This is a genomic window from Comamonas fluminis (assembly GCF_019186805.1).
Lineage (GTDB): Bacteria > Pseudomonadota > Gammaproteobacteria > Burkholderiales > Burkholderiaceae_C > Comamonas > Comamonas fluminis.
Map to the genome: position 1 here is coordinate 446,696 of NZ_CP066783.1, position 16,640 is coordinate 463,335.

A 16,640-nucleotide genomic window follows, 5' to 3' on the forward strand; every position below is an offset into this window, starting at 1 on the left:
CAAATTGATAACTGCCAAGCGCTTCTAGTCCTGCATAAACAGGGCTAGGCTGCCGCTTATCCGCGCATTGCATGGGCGCCAGATTCGGACAATCTGGGTATCCCATCCGTCCGTGCGCCATGTCCGAATCCCAAGACAAAAATCTGCCCGCTACCGAACGCAAGCTTCAGAAGACGCGTGAAGAGGGTCAGGGCGCGCGCTCGCGCGATTTGTCGCATCTGGCCATTCTGGGAACGGGCGCGCTGCTGGTGCTGATGGGCGCCCAGCCCATGATTGACCACTTGCGTGAAGCCATGGCCCGGCAACTGGTGTTCAATGCGGCAGCGGCCAAGACGCCGGCACTGATGCTGGAGCGCTTTCAGTCCATGCTGCTGCTGGGGCTGGGCATTGCCGTGATCTTTGCGCTGGTGACGACCACGGCGTCGGTGCTGTCTGGTGTAGCGGCGGGTGGCTGGATTTTCAGCTTCAAGCCTGTTCAGCCCAAGTTCAGCAAGCTCAACCCCTTGTCGGGATTGAAAAATCTTTTCTCCAAGCAGCAGCTGACCACGGTGGTCAAGATGGTGTTCATGACCATTGTTCTGGGCTTTGTGGCCTGGAAGTACATGAGCAGCAATATTGCCGAGATTGCCTCGGTTTCGGCCCAGCCCTCGCCCATGGCGCTGTCCATGGTGGGCTCCTGGCTGACTACGGGCATCACGCTGCTGCTGGTGGTGGTGCTGCTGGTGGCGGTGATTGACGTGCCGCTGCAGGCTTTTCTGTTCAAGTCGCGTCTGAAGATGAGCCACGAGGAAGTCAAGCAGGAGCACAAGGAATCCGAAGGTAACCCCCAGCTCAAAGGCAAGCTGCGCCAGAAGCAGCGTGAAATCGCCGACCGCGCCAGTGTCTCTGCCGTGCCGCGTGCTGATTTTGTGGTGACCAACCCCACGCACTACGCCGTGGCGCTGCGCTATGACGAGACCAGCATGGCTGCACCGCAGGTCATCGCCAAGGGCACGGACCTGGTGGCGCTCAAGATTCGCGAGATTGCGGGCTCGCACAAGATTCCAGTGCTCGAATCCCCCATGCTGGCCCGTGCGCTTTATGCCCACGCCGATCTGGATCAGGCTATTCCCGCCGCGCTCTACACCGCTGTGGCACAGGTGCTGGCCTATGTCTATCGCCTGAAGGCTGCGCTGAGCGGCCAGGGCCCCATGCCCGATGCACTGGGCGAGCCGCCTGTGCCCGTAGAGCTGGACCCGCAGCGTGGCCGCACCCATCCCGCCAGCGCTGATGGTGTTGCGCAGCAAGAAGGTAATCTGTGATGTCTTCCAATCCTCTGCAACTGTTCCAGAAGTGGTCTGGCTCCAATGCCGGCGCCCTGCAAGGGATGACTGCTCCTGTTCTGGTAGTGGTCATTCTGGGCTTGATGGTGCTGCCCATTCCGCCCTGGCTGCTGGATACCTTCTTTACCCTCAACATCGCCGTGGCGCTGATGGTGATGATGGTGGCGGCATACATGATCAAGCCGCTGGACTTTGCTGCGTTTCCTTCGGTGCTGCTGCTCACCACGCTGATGCGTCTGTCGCTCAACGTGGCATCCACCCGCGTGGTGCTGATGGAAGGCCATACCGGTCCCGGCGCTGCGGGTGCGGTGATTGAGGCTTTTGGCCACTTCCTGATCGGCGGCAACTTTGCCGTGGGTCTGATCGTGTTCAGCATTTTGGTGGTTATCAACTTTGTGGTGATTACCAAGGGCGCCGAGCGTATTGCCGAAGTCTCGGCCCGCTTCACGCTGGACGCCATGCCCGGCAAGCAGATGGCCGTAGATGCGGATCTGAACGCCGGCCTGATTGACGAAAAAGAAGCCAAGCGCCGCCGTGCCGAGGTGGGCGAGGAAGCCAACTTCTTCGGCTCCATGGACGGTGCCAGCAAGTTTGTGCGCGGCGATGCGATTGCCGGCATCTTGATTCTGGTCATCAACGTGATTGGCGGCCTCATCATCGGCATGGCCCAGCATGGCCTGTCTGCCGGGCAGGCCGCAGACAGCTACATCCTGCTGGCCGTGGGTGATGCGCTGGTGGCACAGATTCCGGGTCTGCTGATCTCGGTGGCATCGGCCATGGTGATCTCGCGCGTGGGCAAGGATGCCGACATGGGCCGCCAGATCGTGCAGCAGCTGTTCATGTCGCCCAAGGTGCTGGGCATTACAGCGGGTGTGATGACGCTGCTGGGCCTGATTCCTGGTATGCCGCATCTGGTCTTCATCAGCATGGGCGCGCTGCTGGGCTGGGGGGGCTGGATGCTTGACAAGCGGGAAAAAGCCCGCGTTGCCGCGCAAAACAGTGCCCCTGCGCCGCAGCCACAGGCTGCTCAGAACGATGGTGAGGCCACCTGGGATGATCTGCAGCCCGTGGACCTGCTGGGCCTGGAGCTGGGCTACCGCCTGATCGCGCTGGTGGACAAGAGCCGCCAGGGCGATTTGCTGACCCGCATCAAGGGCGTGCGCCGCAAGTTTGCCCAGGAAGTGGGCTTTCTGCCCCCGGCCGTGCATGTGCGTGACAACCTCGAACTCAAGCCCAGCGCCTATCGCATGACGCTGCGCGGCGTGATGGTGGGCGAGGGCGAAGCCTTCCCCGGCATGTTCCTGGCCATCAACCCTGGTGGCATTACCACACCGCTGATTGGCACGGCGACGACCGACCCGGCCTTTGGTCTGCCCGCGCACTGGATCGACGAACGGCAAAAGGAAGCGGCACAAATGGCTGGTTTTACCGTCGTTGATTCGGAAACCGTAATGGCGACGCATTTGTCACACTTGATGCAAGTGCACGCGGCCAAGCTGTTGTCTCGTACCGAGACGCAGCAGCTCGTTGACCATGTGGCCAAACTGGCCCCCAAACTCATCGAAGAAGTTATTCCGAAAATGGTGCCCATCACAACGTTCCAGAAAGTGCTCCAGCTGCTGCTGGAGGACTCTGTGCACATTCGTGATATCCGCACCATCATCGAGACGCTGGCCGAAAACGCCACGCAGACGGCGGACCCGGTGGAGCTGGCGCGTCGCGTGCGCATTGCGCTGTCGCCTGCCATCGTGCAGCAGATCTACGGCCCCACCCGCGAGCTCAATGTGATTGCCATCGAGCCCGGTCTGGAGCGTCTGCTGGTGCAGGCGCTGTCGAACCCCAATGCGCCATCGCTGGACCCCGGCGTGGCGGAAATCCTCACACAGAAAGCGGTCGATGTGGCCAATCAACAGGAAGAGCTGGGCCTGCCCGCCTGCCTGCTGGTGCCAGACGCGATCCGCAACTCTCTTGCCAAGCTGCTGCGCCGTGTGGCGCCGCGTCTGCAGGTGCTCTCGCACAGCGAGATCCCCGAGACGCACACCATCCGCATCGGCCCGATTCTTAAAGGTGCATCCGCATGAACATCAAACGCTTCTACGCCCCGACCGCTCGTGAGGCCCTGGCCAAGGCGCGCATGGTCTTTGGCGACGGCACACTGATTCTTTCCAACCGTCAGACACCTGACGGCGTGGAAGTCATGGCCACAGCGGAAGAAACGCTGCAGGAAATGGACTCGGGTCTCAAGACCGCTTCGCCGCTGCAGCAGGCGTTGGACCGCCGCGCAGCTGACGAAGGCATGGGCTTGCGCAAAGAGCCATCAGCTGCCTTTGCACATGCGCACGCATCCATACCCGCCAGCGCCAGGCGCAACCCGGGCGACGCCGCCATGAGCACGCTGGACCACGTGCAGGCCCGCGAGATGCAAGCCCAGGAGAAGGCCCAGGAAAAGCTGCAGGCCAGGCAGATCAATGAACTGGCCCAGCATTCTGTGCAGGACGATGTGGAGCAACTGTCCATGAGCACGCTGACCTTTCAGGACTATGTGCGTGAGCGCATGCTGCGCCGCCGCCACGAGTCATCGCTGGAAACCGGTGAGCCGCTGCCCACCTTTGCCCAGCGCGTGCAGGACCGCAACAACGAACGCCCCGCAATGGCCGCAAAGGCCCAGCCCGCGCCTGCTGGCGTGGCCCGCCACAACCCGCTGCGCCCCGAGCCCATTCAGATCAAGGAAGCCAGCCTCGCCACGAAGGCCAAAGCCCAGAGCGCTGCTGCCCCGCAGAATTTCATGCAGGAAATGCAGTCCATGAAGGACTTGATCGAGGAACGATTTAACACGCTGACCTGGCTGGGCCAGACGCGCCAGAACCCGATTCAGTCCAGCCTGATGCACAAGCTCATTCGCGCCGGTTACTCGCCCGCGCTTTCGCGTGCGCTGATTGAAAAGCTGCCCGAAAGCCTGTCCGCATCGGATTCCGTGCGCTGGCTGATGCAGGTGCTGGAGCGCAATCTGCGCACCGATGCGGCGCAGCCTGCTATCTATGAACAAGGCGGTGTGTTTGCTCTGGTGGGTGCCACCGGCGTGGGCAAGACCACCACCACGGCCAAGCTGGCGGCATTGTGCGCAGCCAAGCACGGCCCTGCATCTGTGGGCCTGATTACGCTGGATACCTACCGCATTGGCGGTCACGATCAGCTGCGCACCTATGCCCGCATGTTGGGTATGGTGGCCCATCAGGCACATGACAAGGCTGCGCTGCAAGACCTGCTGGGTCTGCTGCAAAGCAAGAAGATGGTGCTGATTGACACCACCGGCGTGGCGCCGCGTGACCCGCGCAAGGACGAAATCATGGACGTGCTGGCCATCGAAGGCGTGCAGCAGCTGCTGGCCGTCAACGCCGCAGCACAGGGCGATGCGCAGGACGACGTCATGCAGGCCTTCAAGGCCCGCGGCTCCCAGCACGCCATCCTGACCAAGGTGGATGAAGCCGTGAAGATCGGCCCGTCCGTCGATACGCTGATTCGCCACCAGATTCAGCTGCGCGGTGTGACCAATGGCCAGCGCGTGCCCGAAGACTTTGAACGCGCCAGCGCCCAGTTGCTGGTGTCGGCCTCCATGCGCTCGGCCAGCAAGTCGGCTTTTGATCCGCAGTCGCTGGACCTGGACTTCTTCTTCACGCCATCTTCCTCTGGCATCGAGGCTGCCCATGCTTGAGCGCCAAGCCCCTTTGCATCAGGGCATGGCCCTGCATGTGAGTGATGCCAGCACGGTAGGTCTGCGTGTGCTGGCTGTACTGCATAGCGCTGCGGGGGCGGCTGCAGAGCAAGCGGTGCTGTGGCCGTTGTGCGCCCAGTTGCAGCGCCTGGGGCAGAAGGTGCTGGTGCTGGACGGCAGCCAGACCGAATCCTTTCACACACCGGGCCTGGCCCAGTTGCTGGTGCAGCATGCCTGGCAGGCACAGGCTGGGCTGCGATCCACGGTCAGCGATGCGCAATCGGTGGCCAGCCTGCCTGCCCGCCAGGGGCTCAAGCAGCTCAAGGCGCAGGCGGATGACATGGGGCTGGATGTGCTGACGGCACTGCAGGCCTATGTGCGCGGCTACACCACGGTGCTGATTTATGCGAGCAGCGAAACGCTGACGCCGCTGCTGCAAGGCCAGGGTCTGCAACCACTGCTGGTGGTGCCGCCTGATGCGGAGCACTTGATTGAAAGCTACCGCCAGCTCAAGCATCTGGCCGTGTTTGCCGGGGTGGAGTGCACGATTGCAGCGCTGGAAGCGCCACTCAGCGACGGCGGTCCACAGAAATATGACTGGAGCCGCAAGCAAACCAGCTTGCAAACTGCCAAGCAAAATGCTCAGACACGCTTGCACCGCCTCAATGCTTTGCTACAGTGTTCGCAGCGCCATCTGGGCGATGCGCCGGTGCTGATGCGCCTGCGCTGGCGTCAGGCCAGCGACTTGCACCAGCTCACGCTGCACATGCTCAAGACGGCCTGCATCCTGCCTGCACACAGTCAGCCCGCTGCGGCTGCCATGTCTGAATCCCTTGTCTGGAGCCATTGATCGTCATGTACACCGCCAAAGGCCAACTCGACCGCGATGGGCTGATTCGTCAGCATGTACCGCTCGTGCGTCGGATTGCCCTGCATATGATCGCGAAACTGCCACCGAACGTTGAACTGGATGATTTGATCCAGGTCGGCATGATCGGTCTGGCCGAGGCGCTGTCGCGCTTCGAGAGCGAGCAAGGCGTGCAATTCGAGACATTTGCCAGCCAGCGCATTCGCGGCGCCATGCTCGATGAGCTGCGCGAAGGCGACTGGATGAGCCGCAGCTCGCGCAAGAGTCAGAAAGAAATCGAGCAGGCGCTCAACCGCCTGGAGCAGCGCCTGGGCCGCCCGCCGCTGGAATCCGAGATTGCTGCCGAGCTGGGCATGGAGCTGGACGATTACCAGTCTCTGCTGGGCAAGGTGCGTGGCACGCAGCTGGTCTATCTGGAAGACATTGGCGGTGGCGACGGCGATGATGGCGACGACTATCTGGAGCGCCATGTGGCCGATTCAGGTGCCGACCCCTTTGCGCTGCTGCGCGACCAGCGCCTGCGTGCTGCACTGGTCGATGCCATCAAGGCGCTGCCCGAACGCGAGCAGCATGTGATGGGCATGTACTACGAGCACGACATGAACCTCAAGGAAATCGCCGCCGTGCTGGGCGTGACCGAATCACGCGTGTGCCAGCTGCACAGCCAGGCCATTGCGCGCCTTCGCACCAAGATGCGGGCACATTGAGGTTTTAGTGCTTTGAGGCTGTGGCGCTTATCTATCAAGCGATAAGCGCTATTTTTTTGTGAAAGCTGCTTGAAAAGTACTACTCGGCAGCGTGAATACCAGTTCTGAACCTTGCAAACGGCACTCACGCAGGTGAGGGATGTCGAGCAAGGGCCGCCCCGCCGCGAGGATGTTGTCTCCCTCCCGCGTAGCGAGAGAGGGGGAAGCGGTGGAGCCGCCTAGGCGGAGCTGCTCAGGGGGTGATTAAAAACCCAGGCTCGCTAGCAGATCATCGACCTGCGACTGCGAGGTCACCACATCGACGGTCTTCTCGGGGTCTACCACTGGGCCAGCCAGCTTGGGCTGAGCCACATCGGCGGGTGCCAGTACAGGTGGGTGCTCTGCGTCTTGCGAGGTCTGAATCAGCAGCTCCAGCAACTGAGATTCCAGATCCGCAGCCAGTGCCACAACGCGGGCAATCACCTGGCCTGTCAGGTCGTGAAAGTCCTGGGCCATCATGATTTCCGTCAGATGGCTATTGGTCTGCTGCGTGCCTTCTTCCACTTCCTGCAGATAGTTCATCACGCGCCCCCTGGCGACGGCGGCCACAGGGTCTTTGATGAGTTCGGCACGCATGGCTCGGGTGCGCTCGGCCAGCGCGTCCTGCTGGTTCTGCGTCACTTCCACCTGGCTCAGCACCTTTTCTGCCGCTTCGCCCGTCAGGCGGGCGATATAGGACAGGCGACTCTGCGCATCAGGCAACTCGCCCATGCTGCCACGCAAGCGATCCGCATAACCCAGCTCGTTGAGCGAGTTATGCAACTGGCGTGTCAGCACGCCAATCTTGTAGTGGACGTTGGCGGAAGCCGGGTCGCTGCTCATGGCTTAGAGGTCGAGTTTCTTGATGATGAGGTTGACCTTCTCTTCCAGCGTGGCCTTGGTGAAGGGCTTGACGATATAGCCAGCGGCGCCGCCCTGGGCTGCGGCCACGATGTCTTCCTTGCGGGCTTCGGCCGTGACCATCAGCACCGGCAGGTGCTTGAGCTTTTCATCCTGCTTGATCTCATTGAGCAGCTGAAAGCCGTTCATGTTCGGCATATTGATGTCGGTCACGACAAAGTCAAACTTGCTGGCTCGCAGCTTGTTGATGGCCACCACGCCATCCTCGGCCTCATCGGCGTCGGCAAAGCCGCTCTCCTTGAGCAGGTTGCGCACGATACGGCGCATGGTGGAAAAGTCATCAACAATCAAAAATCGCAGGGCATTAGCCACGAGAGGCCCTTTCGGTCGGAATAGGTGCGGGGAAACAAGTTTTCAGCCGTGATGGTAACAATTTGTCAGTCTCATGGCGACGGTCGTGCATTGTCCGGCTTTTCGGCAGACTGTGGAGCAACTTCAGTGCTTGTTACAAACTCTTCGGCTGGCCCCAGAGACTGGCTAGCCTTGATGGGGTTGCTGGCACTGTCCTGAACTGCGGGGGCAGTTGGTTTTGCAGGCTTGGCAGATGATGCTGCCGCCGTGCTGGCCGCCTTTTGCATGCTGTCAATGGCTTGGCCTGCATTTTCGGCAGTTTCTGCTTCGCCACTGCCCAGCACGCGGCGCTCGGCTTCCTTGGTCAGCACGGTAATGGTGATGCGGCGGTTCTGTGCGGCGCGGGGCTGCTCGGGCATCAGCAGGTCGCTGCTGGCCATGCCTACCACGCGGGCCAGTTTGTCCAGCGGCATGCCAGCGGCCACTAGTTCGCGGCGCGATGCATTGGCGCGGTCGGCAGACAGCTCCCAGTTGCTATAGCCACGGTCGGCATTGCCATAAGGCGCGGCATCGGTGTGGCCAGACAGGCTGATGCGGTTTTCCGCATTGCCCATGGCCGCGCCAATCTCGCGCAGTATGTCGCGCATATAGGGTTTGACCACGGCGCTGCCGCTGTCGAACATGGGGCGGTTCTGATCGTCCACGATCTGGATCATCAGCCCGTCCTGGGTAATCTCGGTGCGGATCTGCGAGCGGTACTCATTGAGCTTAGCGTTGCTCGCAATCATCGCGTCCACCTTGGCTTTGAGCGCATGCAGGCGCTGTGCATCGCGCTTGGACTCGTCAGCGCGGCCCATGGCCTGGCTGGCGCGGCGGTTGGCGTTTTCTTCGGCCTCAGAACGGCGCACCTGGCCATGCACCTTGGATAAGTCATTGCCGCCACCCGGCACAATGCTGGAGCTGTTGCCAGCGCCAGTGCCGCCCGACATGGCCACTTTCAGCGGCGAGTTGAAATACGCGGCAATGCCCTGCAGTTCCCCCTGGGCGGTCGAGCCCAGCAGCCACATCAGCAGAAAAAACGCCATCATCGCCGTCACAAAGTCGGCATAGGCAATCTTCCAGGCGCCACCATGGTGGGCGGGAGCCACCTTTTTGACGCGCTTGATGATGATGGGCTGCAGCTTCTTGTCAGCCATGAGAGCGCTCCGCCTGCATCACTTCTTGCCCTTGACGTGGGTTTCCAGCTCCAGAAAGCCGGGGCGCTCCGTTGAAAACAGCACCTTGCGACCAAACTCGATGGCCGTAGCCGGGTTGTAGCCCTGCATGCTGGCCAGCAGCGTGGCCTTGATGCATTCAAATTCCTTGGCGCCATCCTGCGCACGCTGCTCCAGCAGCGCGGCCATGGGCTCCACCAGCGCATAGGCCAGCAAAATGCCCAGAAAGGTACCGACCAGGGCCGATGCAATCATGCCGCCCAGCACCGCAGGCGGCTGGCCCACAAAGGCCATGGTGTTCACCACGCCCAGCACGGCGGCAATAATGCCAAAGGCTGGCAGCGCGCCCGCCAGGCGGTTCAGCGCCGCCACGGGGCCATGGGCCTCAGCATGGTGGGCTTCAATTTCGCTGTCCATCAGCGCTTCAATCTCGTGGGCGTTGAGGTTGCCCGAAACCATCATGCGCAGATAGTCGGTCAGAAACTCCATCACATGGTGGTCGGCCAGCAGGCTGGGGTAATTCTGAAAGACGGTAGAAGACTGCGGATCTTCCACATCGGACTCGATGGACATCAGCCCTTCCTTGCGGGCCTTCTGCAGCAGCTCATACAAGAGCGCCATGATCTCCATATACCGCGCCTTGGTAAACCGCGAAGGCTTGAGTACGGACGGAATCGCCTTGGCCGTGGCCTTGAGCACCTTGGGCTGGTTGCTGACGATAAAAGCGCCTAAAGCGCCCCCGCCAATAGTCACTAGCTCAAACGGCAGCGCCTTCATAAGAACACCCACGCTGCCGCCGTGCAGCACATACATGCCAAAGATGCAGCCGAAGGCGACGATATAACCGATGAGAACAAGCATAGGGTCTGATTGTGGAGTGAGATGCCCACGGTCATAGGTGCAAAAAGCTGGGCGTTTGCGCTGTAGATCGGCAGCTAGAGGCTGATATGTAGGGCGATGCAGCTTGGGTAGAGCTGCCCCGGCAGACTGCGCATTTGATAAAAGTCAAAGCCAAAGTTACATCTGGAAATTTTTTTGCAGAACTCCCTAAAGTTTCCAGGCGAGGGGGCCGATAACAGCTTCAACAGGGGAAAAAGCCCTGTCACCAGCGGGCCACAGCAGCAAATATTCAAGGAACTGCAGGCTGAGGTGCTGGATTGGGCTGCCGCCGCCGCCCACCCTGAAAGGTTTCAGGTCACTGTGGCGGCGACGTTTTGATCTCACAGAGGAGTTCTCATCATGGCAATGACCATCAACACCAATATCCAGTCGCTCAACGCACAACGCAACCTGGGTACCTCGCAATCCTCGCTGGCGACCTCCATGCAGCGCCTGTCTTCGGGCCTGCGCATCAACAGCGCCAAGGATGATGCGGCTGGTCTGGCGATCTCCGAGCGTATGACATCTCAGATTCGTGGTCTGAACCAGGCTCAGCGTAATGCCAACGACGGTGTTTCTCTGGCTCAAACAGCTGAAGGTGCTTTAAGCACAATTGGCGGTAACCTGCAGCGCATTCGTGAATTGGCCGTGCAATCTGCCAATGCGACAAATAGTGATAGTGATCGTGTAGCTTTGCAAAAAGAAGTTACACAGTTGACTGAAGAGATTGATCGCGTTGCCCGCACTACTGAATTCAATGGCACAAAGCTCCTTGATGGTTCTTTCACATCCAAGGCTTTTCAAGTAGGTGCAAATGCAGGGCAGACAATTACTGTTGATTCGATTTTGGATGCAAAAACGAACTCGCTTGGCCAGTATCAAGGCGTAAGTGCAACTGGGCAAGCAATTGGTACTACCAAGTCAGACATGACTATCGCGCTGAATCCTCCTGCAGGGGGGGCTCAGGCAGCGAAGACGGTAACAATGAAGGATGTTGCAGCGGATGCGAAGGCTATTGCAAATGCCATTAACACCTCGGGAGTTTCGGGGCTGACGGCCACCGCTGACGTAAATAATCTTGCAGGAGTTTCAGGCGCAACCGCAACTGCGGCAATGAGCGGCGAGGCAACCGTAAAAATTAACGGAATTGATATTAAGGTCACCGTAGGCACGGATACCGCTACGAACCTGAGCAATACTGTTAAGGCGATTAACGACAAGTCTGCAGCGAGTGGGGTGACCGCTACGTTGGATGGAGACAAAGTTAAACTGACCGCCGCAGATGGGCGCAATATCGATCTGGGATCTGCAACAGGCGGCACAGGATTGACAAATGCCCAACTGGGCTTGGCGAACGCCACAATTCAGCGCAGCACTGTTTCCTATGATTACCAAGCAGCTGATGGTGATACTCGAACCTTGTCCATCACAAATGGATTGGCTACTGCTGTTGCAAGCGTCGCCCCATCAGCTACAGGTCAACAGATCTCTCAGCTTGATATCTCGACTGTAGATGGTGCTAACAAGGCGATGAAGGCTGCGGACGCAGCATTGACAGCCATTAACTCCGGGCGAGCAGCCTTGGGTGCGATCCAAAATCGATTTGAATCTGTAGTGTCAAACTTGAGTGTCAACAGCGAAAACTTGTCTGCAGCAAAGGGGCGAATTACTGATGCCGACTTTGCTTCGGAAACTGCCAACCTGAGCCGCTCGCAGATTCTGCAGCAAGCTGGTACTGCGATGGTGGCACAGGCCAACCAACTGCCTCAGGGCGTGCTGTCCCTGCTGCGTTAATTGCATCAAATTCACCAGCCCCAAGCTGGTGAAGCAAGTGCAAGCCAAAGCCTCCTTCGCGAGGCTTTTTTCATTGCCTGCATCTTGATATGTGTTTGGTGTGCTGCCTTCAATTGTAAAAATAGCGGTGCTTTAGGCCTCTTATCGGTCTTATGTTGGCTGTCGCTTGCTCCAACAATCCTCGTACCCGGAATACCAGACTTCGTCCGTGTTTCCGGTCACGTGGGCCAGCGCCGTCGCTGGTCGTGAAAACGGCTAGAACGTCGCCGGTTTACTGGCTTGAAACAGGAGCACATGCCATGGCAGCCATCATCAATACGAATATCCAGTCGCTCAATGCACAGCGCAATCTGAGCTCATCTCAAAGCCAGCTGGCTACATCCATGCAGCGCCTGTCTTCGGGCTTGCGCATCAATAGCGCCAAGGATGACGCAGCAGGTTTGGCTATTTCTGAGCGCATGACCACCCAGGTACGTGGTTTGACGGTTGCCATGCGCAATGCCAATGACGGTATCTCTTTGGCGCAGACTGCTGAAGGAGCATTAAGCTCTCTGGGCAGCAATCTGCAGCGTATCCGTGAATTAGCGGTGCAGTCACGCAACGCCACAAATTCTGCAGAGGATCGTGCTGCTCTCGATGCAGAAGTTCAGCAGCTTAAGTCTGAAATTACACGGATTGCCCAGCAAACCAACTTCAATGGAACCCAACTGCTGGATGGCTCCTTCACCAATATGGCGTTTCAGGTTGGTGCCAACCAAGGGCAGACCATTGATGTCAATGCCATTGTGAATGCGAATGTTGAGGCACTCGGCGATTGGAAGAGCGTTGCCGTGCCATCAAAAATGGCTGGAGAAAATGTCGAAGCGGGAACCTCATCAGTTAACGTGCCTGGTATTGCCAAGCTTGAGGTGGGGGTGCCGACTTTTACAGCCGGTCCACCTGATGCATATGACTTTGCAGCGTTCGATCTGAAGGTGAATGGCGGCACGGTTATCAATGTTGCAGCAAGCACAGGGGGAACGAAGGAAGCAGCGCTGGCTGACTTGGCCACAAATTTGGCTGCAGCCATTAACGACACTGCTGATGGTTTGGGTGCGAATGCTGTATCCGTTAATGTTGTCAATGGGAAGCTGGAAATTGCATCTACATCCAATAGTGTGGAAACAATAGCAGCGACAGGCGCCGGAGGGGCAACAACAACTCCAATTGGTACTTCTGCAATTGCATTGCCAGCACAAAAAGCGGTGAGTTCAGGTGGACTTCCTGCTTTGGATAGTTCTGCTGGATTGAAGATTAATGGTGCGGTTATTGAGCTGAATGCCAGTGCATCGCCATCTGACCGCCTCAAAGATTTAGTCGAAAAGATCAATAGCAGCACGTATACCTCGCCAAACACTCCCGTGACGGCTTCCATCGTGAATGGTTCTCTGTCGCTTACATCGGCGACGGGTGACATCGTGATTGAAAGCGCTTCTGGCAAAGAACAGAATGTGCTTGCAGGAACGGGGTTGCACGTTGGAAATTCGAAGGTCGGAGATGCGAGCTATATCTCTGGATCGCGCGGATTTGAAGCTGCTGGCAAGCAAACTGGCTTTGCCAGTTTGAATGTTCTGGATGCAGAGCTTGCTGATAACGCCATCCTCGCGATGGATGCAGCTTTAACTGCGGTCAATGGCGCGCGAGCAACTCTGGGCGCTATTCAGAGTCGTTTTGAAACCACGGTCGAAAACCTGAGCGTTAACGCTGAAAACCTCTCTGCATCGCGCAGCCGCATCATGGACGCTGACTTCGCCGCAGAAACCGCAAATCTGAGTCGCACACAGATTCTGCAGCAGGCCGGTACAGCCATGGTGGCCCAGGCCAACCAGCTGCCGCAGCAGGTGTTGAAGCTGTTGCAGGGCTGATATTCGGCTGACATTATCGAAAGTGCTTAAGTTCTGCATTCGCTGGCCGAAATGCAGAGTGCAGTACTGTCCATAAAGACGACGCGCAGGCGTCGTTTGTTCAATGACGCAAACCGTGCCTGCTGCGCGCACAGGTGTTTGTGCAGAGGGAGTTTTGTATGGCTATCAGCTCAGTGGGTATCGGCAGTGGTCTGGATGTGGAAACCATCGTCAAGCAATTGGTGGCGCTGGAGTCCAAGCCCATTACTGCTTTGCAGACCAAGGCCAGTGGTATCAATACCCAGATATCGGCTTTTAGCCAGTTGAAGTCGCAAATCTCCAATCTGCAGGACCAGGTGGTCAAGCTTGCAAAGCCCGCGACCTGGCTGGGTAACACGTTGACCTCTTCCAATTCGACACTGGTTACGGGCACGGCCACCTCCAGTGCTGTGCAGGCAACATACGACGTCAAGGTGTCGCAGATGGCGGCAGGGCAGACGATTGGCTCTGGTCTGGTCACTAGCGCTACTGAGCTCGGCTCAGGCACGCTGACTTTCACCATGGGGACTTGGGGTGAGAGCGGGCTCACGGCCAATACCAAGGATGGCAAGGATGTGAGCTTTAGTGTGAATATCACTGAAGCGGACGATTCTCTGGCCAAGATCGCTGCCAAGATCAATGCGGAAAAGGGTGATGTGAGTGCCACGGTGCTCAAGGATCACACGGGCGAGCGACTGGTGCTGCAGTCCAAGACGACGGGTGTGAACTCGGCTTTCAAGGTGGAGGCAGAGGGTGCTGGCTTGCAGCAGTTTGCCTACGGCGGCACCGATGGAAAAATGACGCGCTCTGTGGAGGCCAAAGACACGCTGGCGACCATTAACGGTATTCAGATGGCTTCGCACACCAATGTGTTTGAAGAGGTCGCTGCAGGTGTAACTTTGACGGTTTCGCAGAAGATGGCGGACGCCGATGCACCGGTGCGCATCACCATTGCCAATGACACTGCGACGGCCAAGACTGCGCTCAAGAACCTGGTGGAGTCCTATAACGCCCTCAGTAGTGCATTGACCACCATGACGGCTTACGACAAGGACACCAAAACTGCGGGCACCCTGCAGGGCGACTCCACTGCAGTGAACCTGCAGTCGGCAATGCGCCGTATCTTGTCGGGCCCAGGTGGTAGTGGTGGTGAGTTCAGCAGTTTGTCTCAGATCGGACTTGCGTTCCAGAAGGATGGAACACTCAAGATTGACGACACCAAGCTGGATAAGGCGTTGAAAGATCCCGAGAGTCTGTCCAAGTTCTTTACTGCGGATGTTGATGATGCGAATCAGGATGGCTTTGCAGTGCGCCTGAAGGATTTCACGACAGGGCTGCTGTCCACTGATGGAACCTTTACCACCAAAGACAATACGCTCAAAGACGCTCTCAAGCGCAATACCGCAGATCAGGACAAGCAGACCACGCGAGTCACGAACTATGAGGCGCGCCTGCGGGCCCAGTATTCGCGTCTGGACACGCAGATGGCCAGCTTGAAAGCGCTGGACACCTATGTTTCGCAGCAAGTCACTACGTGGAATAAATCCACCAGTTAATCGCTTGAAACCTGCAGATAGGGCTTAATTCCCCTCTGAGTCTGCCGATAACAAAGGCAGTAATTTGAGAAACTGCAGCGAAGGAGTTTTGTGATGTTTTCCCCAGCCAATGCGCGCGCAATGTCGGCTTACCGTCAGGTGGGTGTGCAATCCGTGGTGGACAGCGCATCGCCTCAGCAGTTGATCAAGATGCTGTTTGATGGTTTGCTCGCGTCTATCAATGCAGCCCGTGGAGCCATAGAGCGCGGCGATATCAATGAAAAAGTGCGCCATATCGGCAAGGCCGTACGCATTTTGCAAGAGGGCTTGCTCAGTGCTCTGGATCGCGAAAAAGGCGGTGAGCTGGCAGGAAACTTGGCCGCGCTTTATGACTATTGCACGACCCGCCTGACGCTGGCAAATGCTCGCAATGATCTGGCCATGGTGGATGAGGTGGCGGGCCTGGTGGGAACGGTTGCACAAGGCTGGAACGAGATAACAAATGCACCGGCACCCGCTGGCGCTTAAAAAAATGGAGCACACATTGATCGATTACTACCGCGCCATTGAGGAGAGCAGTGCCAAGATGCTGCAGGCTGCCCAGAACAAGGACTGGGACGGTGTTGCGCGCTATGAGGGCACTTGTGCTGTGCTGATCGAGCAACTGCGTTTTCGCTCGAAGGATGAAAAGCTGGAGCCTGAGCTGCGCAAGGAGAAGGCACGCATCATGCAGCGCATTCTGAGCAACGATGCCCAGATTCGTGTGCTGGCCGAGCCTTGGCTGGCAAGCTTTGAACATATGTTCGATGGTCAGCCGCATGTGATGCATTGATCGCCAACGGCATCACAACGAAATAACAAAGCCCTGCTGCAGTGATGCATCAGGGCTTTTTCTATGGGGTTGGAGTCAAAAGGGGTTGTGGCTCAATGCAGGTAGGCGGCTGCAGCTATTGATTTTGAATCTCAGTTGGACGTCGAGCCAATAAAAAGCCCGCATGTCATCACAACATGCGGGCAAGCCTTGGAGGGCAATTCTGAGGCGTGGGCTATGTGCTCACACCTGCATATTCATTACGTCGGTATAGGCCTGCACCAGGCGGTTACGCACATGCAGCGTGGCCTGAAAGCCGATCTGCGACTTCTGCATGGCGACCATGGTCTGCTCCAGGCTGACGGCGGAGTTTTCCAGCTGCACCTGGCGCTGCAGTTCGCTGGAATGGTTTTGTGTGCTGCTGACCGATTGCAGTGCGCTTTGCAGGGCTTGACCAAAGCCGCCGGCGGCGACGGGAGATGGCGAGCCGCTGACTTTGCCAAGCTGGCTGCCCAGCTGGGCGGGGGAAAGAGCAGGGATCTTGAGGTCCATAAGTAGTTCCAGCTTGGAAGATTGATTGCCGCAATCCTAGGTTTTTCCGCAGGCAACAGACGGGGGATAAATGGGGGAAACGGCGCGCTTATCG

Annotated in this window: 16 protein-coding genes; 11 read left to right on the forward strand and 5 right to left on the reverse strand. The window is 58.3% G+C overall.

What is annotated here, in order from left to right:
- Positions 1-119: 119 nt before the first annotated feature.
- The 5 genes from flhB to JDW18_RS02395 are packed head-to-tail and all read left to right on the forward strand — an operon-like array spanning position 120 to position 6,609.
- Positions 120-1,301 carry a flagellar biosynthesis protein FlhB gene (flhB, locus tag JDW18_RS02375; protein ID WP_218242170.1) on the forward strand — a complete coding sequence of 394 codons (1,182 nt, stop codon included), beginning with the start codon at positions 120-122 and terminating at the stop codon, positions 1,299-1,301.
- Positions 1,301-3,403: a flagellar biosynthesis protein FlhA gene (gene flhA / locus JDW18_RS02380; protein ID WP_218242171.1), complete on the forward strand. Its 2,103-nt coding sequence runs from the start codon at positions 1,301-1,303 to the stop codon at positions 3,401-3,403. Before flhB ends, flhA begins: the two co-directional genes overlap by 1 nt.
- Positions 3,400-5,034, forward strand: coding sequence for a flagellar biosynthesis GTPase FlhF (gene flhF, locus JDW18_RS02385; RefSeq protein WP_218242172.1), 1,635 nt, complete (start codon positions 3,400-3,402; stop codon positions 5,032-5,034). The genes flhA and flhF overlap by 4 nt, the downstream gene beginning before the upstream one ends.
- Positions 5,027-5,884 carry a hypothetical protein gene (locus JDW18_RS02390; protein ID WP_218242173.1) on the forward strand — a complete coding sequence of 286 codons (858 nt, stop codon included), beginning with the start codon at positions 5,027-5,029 and terminating at the stop codon, positions 5,882-5,884. Before flhF ends, JDW18_RS02390 begins: the two co-directional genes overlap by 8 nt.
- A 5-nt stretch (positions 5,885-5,889) precedes the next feature.
- Positions 5,890-6,609, forward strand: a complete 720-nt coding sequence (locus tag JDW18_RS02395; protein ID WP_218242174.1) for an RNA polymerase sigma factor FliA — start codon at positions 5,890-5,892, stop codon at positions 6,607-6,609.
- A 243-nt stretch (positions 6,610-6,852) separates the two neighbouring features.
- Here JDW18_RS02395 and JDW18_RS02400 read toward each other — a convergent pair whose 3' ends face one another.
- The 4 genes from JDW18_RS02400 to motA all read right to left on the reverse strand — a co-directional run bounded on the left by JDW18_RS02400 (position 6,853) and on the right by motA (position 9,914).
- Entirely contained in the window at positions 6,853-7,470 is a 618-nt protein-coding gene (locus JDW18_RS02400) for a protein phosphatase CheZ (protein ID WP_218242175.1), read from the reverse strand.
- Positions 7,471-7,473: 3 nt separating this feature from the next.
- On the reverse strand, positions 7,474-7,860 hold the full coding sequence (cheY, locus tag JDW18_RS02405) for a chemotaxis response regulator CheY (protein WP_218242176.1): 387 nt from the start codon (positions 7,858-7,860) through the stop codon (positions 7,474-7,476).
- 71 nt (positions 7,861-7,931) lie between these two features.
- Positions 7,932-9,035: a flagellar motor protein MotB gene (motB, locus tag JDW18_RS02410; protein ID WP_218242177.1), complete on the reverse strand. Its 1,104-nt coding sequence runs from the start codon at positions 9,033-9,035 to the stop codon at positions 7,932-7,934.
- Positions 9,036-9,053: 18 nt separating this feature from the next.
- Positions 9,054-9,914, reverse strand: coding sequence for a flagellar motor stator protein MotA (gene motA / locus JDW18_RS02415; protein ID WP_218242178.1), 861 nt, complete (start codon positions 9,912-9,914; stop codon positions 9,054-9,056).
- 174 nt (positions 9,915-10,088) lie between these two features.
- On the opposite strand from motA, the gene JDW18_RS02420 reads away from it, so the two are divergent.
- The 6 genes from JDW18_RS02420 (at position 10,089) to JDW18_RS02445 (ending at position 16,015) form a co-directional block, all read left to right on the forward strand.
- Positions 10,089-10,271 (forward strand): hypothetical protein, encoded by a 183-nt coding sequence (locus JDW18_RS02420; protein WP_218242179.1) that lies wholly within the window; start codon positions 10,089-10,091, stop codon positions 10,269-10,271.
- A 21-nt stretch (positions 10,272-10,292) separates the two neighbouring features.
- Entirely contained in the window at positions 10,293-11,726 is a 1,434-nt protein-coding gene (locus JDW18_RS02425) for a flagellin (RefSeq protein WP_218242180.1), read from the forward strand.
- Between the two features lie 299 nt (positions 11,727-12,025).
- Positions 12,026-13,630, forward strand: a complete 1,605-nt coding sequence (locus JDW18_RS02430) for a flagellin N-terminal helical domain-containing protein (RefSeq protein WP_218242181.1) — start codon at positions 12,026-12,028, stop codon at positions 13,628-13,630.
- Between the two features lie 158 nt (positions 13,631-13,788).
- Positions 13,789-15,204: a flagellar filament capping protein FliD gene (gene fliD / locus JDW18_RS02435; protein WP_218242182.1), complete on the forward strand. Its 1,416-nt coding sequence runs from the start codon at positions 13,789-13,791 to the stop codon at positions 15,202-15,204.
- A 93-nt stretch (positions 15,205-15,297) separates the two neighbouring features.
- Entirely contained in the window at positions 15,298-15,711 is a 414-nt protein-coding gene (fliS, locus tag JDW18_RS02440; RefSeq protein ID WP_218242183.1) for a flagellar export chaperone FliS, read from the forward strand.
- Positions 15,712-15,715: 4 nt separating this feature from the next.
- Positions 15,716-16,015, forward strand: coding sequence for a flagellar protein FliT (locus JDW18_RS02445; RefSeq protein ID WP_218242184.1), 300 nt, complete (start codon positions 15,716-15,718; stop codon positions 16,013-16,015).
- A 222-nt stretch (positions 16,016-16,237) separates the two neighbouring features.
- Here JDW18_RS02445 and fliE read toward each other — a convergent pair whose 3' ends face one another.
- Complete coding sequence (fliE, locus tag JDW18_RS02450) at positions 16,238-16,546, reverse strand: flagellar hook-basal body complex protein FliE (protein WP_218242185.1); 309 nt, start codon at positions 16,544-16,546, stop codon at positions 16,238-16,240.
- Positions 16,547-16,640: the final 94 nt, after the last annotated feature.

Excerpts from the sequence above, each read along its gene's own strand:
- fliE (WP_218242185.1), bottom strand. The coding sequence starts at position 16,546 with ATGGACCTCAAGATCCCTGCTCTTTCCCCCGCCCAGCTGGGCAGCCAG.
- JDW18_RS02445 (WP_218242184.1), top strand. The coding sequence starts at position 15,716 with ATGGAGCACACATTGATCGATTACTACCGCGCCATTGAGGAGAGCAGT.
- flhA (WP_218242171.1), top strand. The coding sequence starts at position 1,301 with ATGTCTTCCAATCCTCTGCAACTGTTCCAGAAGTGGTCTGGCTCCAAT.
- flhF (WP_218242172.1), top strand. The coding sequence starts at position 3,400 with ATGAACATCAAACGCTTCTACGCCCCGACCGCTCGTGAGGCCCTGGCC.
- JDW18_RS02430 (WP_218242181.1), top strand. The coding sequence starts at position 12,026 with ATGGCAGCCATCATCAATACGAATATCCAGTCGCTCAATGCACAGCGC.
- fliD (WP_218242182.1), top strand. The coding sequence starts at position 13,789 with ATGGCTATCAGCTCAGTGGGTATCGGCAGTGGTCTGGATGTGGAAACC.
- motB (WP_218242177.1), bottom strand. The coding sequence starts at position 9,035 with ATGGCTGACAAGAAGCTGCAGCCCATCATCATCAAGCGCGTCAAAAAG.
- fliS (WP_218242183.1), top strand. The coding sequence starts at position 15,298 with ATGTTTTCCCCAGCCAATGCGCGCGCAATGTCGGCTTACCGTCAGGTG.
- JDW18_RS02425 (WP_218242180.1), top strand. The coding sequence starts at position 10,293 with ATGGCAATGACCATCAACACCAATATCCAGTCGCTCAACGCACAACGC.
- flhB (WP_218242170.1), top strand. The coding sequence starts at position 120 with ATGTCCGAATCCCAAGACAAAAATCTGCCCGCTACCGAACGCAAGCTT.
- motA (WP_218242178.1), bottom strand. The coding sequence starts at position 9,914 with ATGCTTGTTCTCATCGGTTATATCGTCGCCTTCGGCTGCATCTTTGGC.
- JDW18_RS02390 (WP_218242173.1), top strand. The coding sequence starts at position 5,027 with ATGCTTGAGCGCCAAGCCCCTTTGCATCAGGGCATGGCCCTGCATGTG.
- JDW18_RS02400 (WP_218242175.1), bottom strand. The coding sequence starts at position 7,470 with ATGAGCAGCGACCCGGCTTCCGCCAACGTCCACTACAAGATTGGCGTG.
- JDW18_RS02395 (WP_218242174.1), top strand. The coding sequence starts at position 5,890 with ATGTACACCGCCAAAGGCCAACTCGACCGCGATGGGCTGATTCGTCAG.